The 7,129-nt window shown below is 68.8% G+C and carries 5 protein-coding genes; 3 read left to right on the top strand and 2 right to left on the bottom strand.

Features of this window, described 5'->3' with window-relative positions; translation table 11 throughout:
- The 3 genes from QHF85_RS14105 to QHF85_RS14095 all read left to right on the top strand — a co-directional run.
- The coding region (locus QHF85_RS14105; RefSeq protein WP_281327679.1) for a plastocyanin/azurin family copper-binding protein at window positions 1-1,036 on the top strand (1,036 nt) is incomplete at its 5' end.
- A 109-nt stretch (window positions 1,037-1,145) separates the two neighbouring features.
- Complete coding sequence (locus QHF85_RS14100) at window positions 1,146-2,762, top strand: PAS domain-containing protein (protein WP_281327678.1); 1,617 nt, start codon at window positions 1,146-1,148, stop codon at window positions 2,760-2,762.
- Window position 2,763: 1 nt separating this feature from the next.
- A complete protein-coding gene (locus QHF85_RS14095; RefSeq protein ID WP_281327677.1) occupies window positions 2,764-3,603 on the top strand; it encodes a hypothetical protein in 840 nt (279 codons plus the stop codon).
- Here QHF85_RS14095 and QHF85_RS14090 read toward each other — a convergent pair whose 3' ends face one another.
- Together QHF85_RS14090 and QHF85_RS14085 are read right to left on the bottom strand one after the other, a co-directional pair.
- Window positions 3,604-5,169, bottom strand: a complete 1,566-nt coding sequence (locus QHF85_RS14090; RefSeq protein WP_281327676.1) for a carotenoid oxygenase family protein — start codon at window positions 5,167-5,169, stop codon at window positions 3,604-3,606. It lies immediately after the preceding gene.
- Window positions 5,170-5,190: 21 nt separating this feature from the next.
- Window positions 5,191-6,996, bottom strand: a complete 1,806-nt coding sequence (locus QHF85_RS14085; RefSeq protein WP_281327675.1) for an NYN domain-containing protein — start codon at window positions 6,994-6,996, stop codon at window positions 5,191-5,193.
- Window positions 6,997-7,129 lie beyond the last annotated feature (133 nt).

Below are 7,129 nucleotides of genomic sequence, written 5' to 3'. Positions count from 1 at the left end.
CGGCGGAATGGGCGGCATGGGCGGCGCCGGTGGCATGGGCGGCATGGGCGGCGCCGGCGGCATGGGCGGCGCTGGCGGCGCTGGCGGCATGGGCGGCGCTGGCGGCGCTGGCGGCATGGGCGGCGCTGGCGGCATGGGTGGAATGGGCGGCGGCGGCGCCGTCTGCACCATGCCGTCCGAATGCCCGACCCCTGCGAACGAGTGCGAGCAGGCGACGTGCCAGAACGGCTCGTGCGGCGTGGCGCCCAAGGCAGCCGGCACGCCGACCGCGTCGCAAATCGCCGGCGACTGCAAGCAGGCCGTCTGCGATGGCCTCGGCGCCACGACGGTCGAGAATGACGACCTCGACCTGCCGGACGACAACAAGTCCTGCACGACGGACACCTGCAACAATGGTTCGGCCGAGTATACCCCCTTGGCGCAGGGGACCATGTGCATGGAGTCCGGCGGCAGCTTCTGCAACGCCACGGGCTCGTGCGTCGAATGCAACGAGACCGCCGATTGCACGGGTGCGGACACGTGCGTCAACAACCAGTGCGTGGCGCCCGCGACCTGCAATGACGGCCTGCAGAACGGCGACGAGACGGGCGTCGATTGCGGCGGCGCGACCTGCCTCGCCTGCAACGGCAGCGCTTGCACGGCCGATAACGAATGCCAGAGCGGCGTCTGCAGTGGCAACCTGTGCGCGGCGGACGTCAATGGCTGCACGCTCGCGTCGGCCACGGACCTCACCGGTTCGTCCACGACGACGGTGTCGTTCGGAGGCGCGCTCGGCAACAACTACAGCCCGAAGTGCATCAAGGTGAAGGCGGGCACGGTCGTCACGTTCTCGGGGAGCTTCGGCAACCACCCGCTGCAAGGCGGGTACATGGACCTCGCCAACCTGCCCACGCCCGCCGCGAGCGGCCCGTTCGTGCCGGTGACGAACGCGGGCACCTCGAAGGATTTCACGCTGTCGACGCCGGGCACGTATCCCTACTACTGCGTGCCGCACGCTTCGCTCGGCATGAACGGCGCTGTGTTCGTCGTTCCGTGACAGCGCGATGACGCTGGCGTGAAGTGCGGGCGCCCTCGTTCGAGGCGTGCCCGCACTCGCGCGCCGTCGCCCAACTTGCCGGCTCGTGTTATCGTCCCCGGCAAAAGTCATGGCAACCCCCGACGGAGCGCCAGCCTCGTTCTCGATCCACCCGGATCTCCTGCTTTCGGTCCTCGACGACGCGACCGCGCTGGTCGACGGCCGCGGTCGCATTCGGCTCACGAACCCGCGCATGGACCGCCTCTTCGCCTCGGAGGAGGGCACGCGTTTCCTGCCTTTCTTCGAGCGCCAAGGCGCTTTTCGGCTCTTGCCGACGAGCGTGCTCGAGGGCGCGGCGCTCGCGGCCGCGCGGGGGATCGAGGACGTGCTCGCGGGGGCGCGCGAGCGCCTCGAGCTCGACCTCGGGGCCCCGGGCAGCTCCCTGCTCGCGATTGCATGCGCGGTCGACGGCGGCCGGGGCGCGCTCGTGCGGGTGCGCCTTCGTACGGCCGAGGAGGAGCACCGGGCGCGCTGCGCCGAGGTGGTCGAGGCCATGCAGCTCGGGCTCTACGTCTACCGATTCGAGGAATCGGGCGGGGACACGGCGGCGCTGCGTTGCGTGTACGGAAACCCCGCCGCCGAGCAGCTCACGCAGCGGCCCACGGCGAAGTTCGTGGGCAAGCTGCTCGACGAGGTCTCCAGCGTCCCGCGGCAAAATGGGCTCATCGATCGCTACGTCGAGGTGATCCACGAGAAGAAGACCGTGGACATCGATTACACGACGACGGACGCGAAGACGGGCAAGGACATCGCCTGGGCGATCAAGGCCTTCCCGCTCTCGGGTCAATGCGTGGGCTCGATCTTCGAGGATGTCACGAAGCAGCGCGAGACCGAGCAATCGCTCCGGAGCACGTCGCAGTTCCTCGACTCGATCCTCGACAACCTTCCGATGTTCATCTTCATCAAGGATGCTCGGGACCTGCGGTACATCCACACGAACCGGTACATGGATGATGCGTTCGGCATCCAGTGGGTCGGCAAGACCGATTACGACGTCTTCTCGAAGGATCAGGCCGACATCTTCATCGAGCAGGACAGGGAGATCCTGGCGCGTCGCATGATCGTCGACATTCCCGAGGAGATCGTCTGGATCGCCGAGAAGGGCGAGCGCATCTGCCATACCCGCAAGATCCCACTTTACGACGAGGCCGGGCAGCCGCTCTTCCTGATTGGAATGAGCGAGGACATCACGGATCGGAAATCGGCCGAGGACGCGAAGCGGCGCGAGCTCGTGCTGCTGGAGACGCAGACGAAGCTGATGGAGCTCGTCCGGCAGCTCTCGACGCCGCTCTTGCCGCTGGCGAAAGGCGTGCTCGTGGCGCCGCTCGTGGGGCAGATGGACGAGGCGCGGGGGCAGCATTTCATGGAGGCGCTGCTCGCGGGGATCCAGCATCACCAGGCGGAGACGGTGCTCATCGACATCACGGGCGTGCCCTCGATCGACGCGTCCGTGGCCGAGCAGCTCCTCCGGGCCACGCGGGCGGCGGGCCTGCTCGGCACGGAGACCGCGCTCGTGGGGGTGTCGCCGGACGTCGCGCGGACCATCGTGGACCTCGGGGTCGATTTCGGCGCGCTCGTGACGTATGCGGACCTGCGTGCGGGCATGCGAGGGGCGGAGGAGGGGAGGCGGCGTCGGCTCGCCGGGAAAGCAGGCCAAGGCCAGGGGCGGCCGAGCCCGAGGACGTGAAATGCCGAGCCCGGCCGCGCTCACGCCCGTGCTCGCGTCGATGCTGCCGGGGCCGGGCGCTTCGGACGAGCTTTACGGAAGTTCATTTCATCGCGTGGCGGATGTCCTGCTCAATCACGCGACGCTCTTCATTGCTGGATCTCCCTATCGCCTGGCCGAGATCGAGTTTTACTGGCACGGACCCGGGCACGAGGACCCGTTCGCGCATCGGGATCCGATCCAGGTCGATTCCGGGATCTGGTATTTTCATCGGCAGGGCGGGACGTACAAAGGCGGGACGTACAAGGGTGTCGACATCGCGATGGGGCGGAGGCCCGATACCTACGTCGGCATTCTGATTCGAAGCATCGTCGACCCGACGGACGGCGCGCTGATTGAAGGGTCGTGCACGTGCGTCGATCACGTGCTTTCGCGGACCGGCAAGGAGAGCGTCGCGGCGCTCGCGGGCTCGTTCGATGGGTCGATCGATCCCGAGGAGGGCTCGCCGCTCTTCCTCTCCCACGAGGACCCGCAGGGCGGCGCGGCGGAGGTCTTCGATTCGCCGCGGGTGGGTTTGACCTTGAAGAAGGGCGCGACGCCCGAGCGGCGGGCCTTTCTGGCGCGGCCGTATCGATTCACGATCGAGCCGGCGCGGACGAAAAAAGGACGGCCCCACCTCGTCGTCGGGCTGCACCAGCGAGGGGTTTCGAATGAGGAAATCAGCCGGATCACCGGGCTCGGCGCGGCGGTGGTGAAGAGGTACCTGCGGGCGTACGAGGCGGGGAAGGGGAACGACCCGGCAGACTATCGGCGCGAGCTGTCGACGGAGGAGCTCTGCGAGCTTTGGGGTGCGCTCGCCTGATCAGCTCGACGAGGCGGGGACCCACGTGCCGTGGAAGCCAAACGGGACGCGCTGGCGGGCGCGGACCACGGCGACGGGCTCGGCGTCGAGGTGCGCCGCGTCGAGGATCAGGAGATCACTCGTGCCCTCGTCGGCGTGGTAGGTCGTGGTGAGCAGATACCCGTCGCCCTCCGGCGCGTCGTCCGTGCGCGGAACGAAGAGCGGCTCGTTCGTGTAGGTCGATCGGCCGAGGTTGCGATAACGAACTTCGCCGGTCTCGAAATCGACGCGGCCGATCGCATTCATGATGCCCCGGCCGCACGTCGGCGCGAGCCGCGCCGCGACCCAGCCATAACGATGGCGGCGCGTCGCGAACCGCGGGTCGACCACGGGGAACTCGCAGGGCGCGTCGTCGAGCACCGTCTCGCTGATCGTGCCGGTGTCGAGGTCGAGCCGGAGCCGCACGAGCAGGCCCGGCGGATACTCCTCGATGTGCGGGTTCATGGTCTCGCCGCCCGGATCGAAGAGCGGCAAGCGCGGGTAGCGGACGAGGTCGAGGACGACCGCATTTCCGTCGTCGAACGCGTTCATCGGATGAAAGACGTAGCAGGGCGGAATCTCGTACCAGCGCACGGGCGCCGCGGGGTCGTCCCGTAAAACCACGCCGATCCGCGCGCCGCGCGAGGGCTGCCAGCGGACCGTGTTCGTGCTGCTCGCGTCGTCCACGCGGAACACGGCCGGCAGGTGATAAAAGACGGCGCGGGTCTCCGTCACGCTGAAATCGTGCATCATCGAGGGGAACGGCGTCTCGATGTCGCGCGAGAAGCGCGCAGCGCCGTCCTTGTCGAAGACGTGATACGTGAGCCCGCCGCGGCCGCCCCAGTAACCGAACGTGTACGTCGTCTCCGTGCCCGGCTCGATCTTGGGGTGCGCGACCATGCCGCCCTTGCCGGGATGCACGGCGCCGCCGAAATCGAAGCGGCCCTTCGTCGCGAGCGTGACCGGGTCGATCTCGTGCGCCGCCGAGCCCTCGACGAGCGTGAGCAGACGGCCGGCCATTTTCTGGATGCTCGTGTTGCTCCGGTCGACGGCGCGCAGGATGCGCTCGAGCTGCTCCACGCTCGGCCCTTTTCCAAGCATCGACTGCGCCTTCAGCGTGAGCAGCTCCTGCCCGGAAAAACCGAGCGCGAGCCAGCCCTCGATCGTCGTGGAGAGGGCGAGGTCGCGGATCCCGCCGTACAGCGCCCGGCCGGCGCGCTCTTCGTAGGCGAGCTTTTCCGTGCGGACCCAGCGATTCTTGTGGGAGACGCGGCCGTCCTCCAGCGCGAAGGCGTCGATCATCCCGTCGCCGTCGAACCAATGATAAAGATCCGGGTTCGGCGGCTCGAACCGGGGGCCGGGGCTCATTCGATAAAGCGTGCCGCGGAGCGCGCGTGGGACCTCGCCCCGCAAGACCTCGAGCGACGGCGCATCACTCTCCCGACCCACGGGCCCGAAATTGCCTTCGAGGTAAGGGTTTGGCCGGAACGAACGAGGCCTCGGCCTCTTCTTGTCGAGCGCGAGGAGGAGGTCTTCGGCGAGTCCCACGGCAAACCGTCCTTTCGAGGATCAGACTTTGGTTTCTTCGGTCGTCCCGTCGACGTCGCCCGCCTCCGCGAGCGGCGCGTCCTCGATGGCGCCGAGCAGCCACCGCTCGATCGCCGCGCGCTCCGCCGCCGAGAGGTTCAGCTCGGCGTCCTCGCACATCGCGAGCACGTTGCGCTGGAACGCTTCGGCGAGCAGGCGCGGGCCCCAGGGCTTCGGCGCCTCGTGCAGCGGCAGCCCGCCGTACATGATGCCGCGCAGCACGAACGTCACCGCCGATCGCGACACGGAGTGGCCCTCGGCGAGGAGCACGTCCCGCACCGATTTCGAGGTCGCCGTGACCTGGAACGAGCTCTTGCCGAGGATGTCCGCGATCGTCCGGAAGAGCAGGCCGAACTCCGGCGGCCGGAGGACGGGCACGCCCGTGATCTCGTGCACGCGCCGGAGCACGCCGAACTCGTCGCGCGAGGGCGGCGGCCAGTCCTCGCTCTCGGCCTCCGGAGCGTCGTGCCGCGTGGGATCGTAGAGGTGGCCCGGGCTCGCCGTGTGCACGACAAACCCCGGATCACTCGCGTGGAGCAGGAGATCCTTGAAGCTGCCGGTCCCGGCCCAGCGGCTGTCGACGACCACGTTGCCGAGCCGCCGGATGACCTCCTGCGAGGCCGAGGCCATGGTCACGGGGCGCGGCGAGCTCGAGACGAAATCACGCAGCACGCGGACGATCTCCGCGCGCAGATCCGAGGGTCGCGCGAGCGTGTCGGGCGAGGGCTCGATCGCGGTCGTGAGCTGGATGTTCGGGTTCGGGTTCGACGGCAGGGGGATGCTCGGCGCCGGGCTCGACATCGGCATGGGCACGAGCGGCGGCGGAGGAACGAGGCCCTGCGTGGGCGCCGTGGGCACGGCGAGCGAGGGCGCCGCGGGCGCGACCGAGAGGTCGGTCGTGACGCGCCAGCTCTCGGCCTCGTCGTCGATGATGCGCAGGCGGCTGTCACGCCGGCAGAGCTCCTCGGTGAGGGCCCGCAAGCTCTTGAAGCCGAGCCAGTCGCTCGCCGCGGAGAACTCGTGGAAGCGGCGGTAGACGCGCGGCAGGCTCGCGGCGGGCAGGCTCCCGGCCGCGCGCGCGGCGCCGACGACGGCCGCGGCCATCTGCGCGAGCAGCTCCATGCCCGCGTCGCCCGCGGGCAGCGAGGCCGGCGGGGGCATGATCGAGGCGGACGGGAACATCGAGAACGACCGCTCGCGCAGCGGCGGGGAGATCGCCGGCGACTCGAACCCTTCGCCCTCGCCCGGCACGCGCAGCGTGTCCTCGATGAACCGGTCCTCCGTGATGAGCTTGTCACACGCGGCAATGTAGGCCGAGGCCGCATACCCGACGGCGACGACCACGGTCCGCCGATCGTGGGCGCGGAGCCGGAGCAATACGGGCGTGAAGTCGGCGTCGCCCGACATGATCACGAACTCGTCGAAGCGCGTCGGGTGACCGAGCGTGTCGAGGAGGTCCATCACCATGCGGATGTCGGAGCTCGTCTTGCCCAGCGACGTGAGCGGCGGACAATCGACGACCTCGAACGCGGCGCGCGTGAAGTACGGCCGGTACTTGTGGAACGTCTTCGGGTTCAGGTAGCACTTGCGGACGAGGACGGAGAGGGGCGTCTGGGGACGCTCGCTGCTCTGCGCCTTGCCCACGAGACCCCGCTCCATCCACGCGAGCCAGCGCGTTGGCTCGGTGGCGAAGACCTCTGCCGCTTCCGGATCGACCCGATGGAGCCCGAGGTAGATGTTGTCAAAATCGACGAAAAGCGCGGTCCTGATCCGCTCGGCTTGAGGCATGGAGTTCCCCCCGACCATCCGGGACAACGAGCCTAGGATGGGGCAGCGAGGTGCGTCAAGCGAACCCCGACGCGGATCTCGGGCGTCACCGGAGTCTGGAAGGGCCAGCGTCAGAGATTTGTCCTTCACGCCC

The organism is Polyangium sp. 6x1 (assembly GCF_029946515.1).
GTDB lineage: Bacteria > Myxococcota_A > Polyangia > Polyangiales > Polyangiaceae > Polyangium.
This window is presented reverse-complemented; position numbering and strand designations above follow the sequence as displayed.

What these genes read in the sequence shown, in the direction of transcription:
- QHF85_RS14100 (WP_281327678.1), top strand. Translation starts at nt 1,146, where the DNA reads ATGGCAACCCCCGACGGAGCGCCAGCCTCGTTCTCGATCCACCCGGAT.
- QHF85_RS14095 (WP_281327677.1), top strand. Translation starts at nt 2,764, where the DNA reads ATGCCGAGCCCGGCCGCGCTCACGCCCGTGCTCGCGTCGATGCTGCCG.
- QHF85_RS14085 (WP_281327675.1), bottom strand. Translation starts at nt 6,996, where the DNA reads ATGCCTCAAGCCGAGCGGATCAGGACCGCGCTTTTCGTCGATTTTGAC.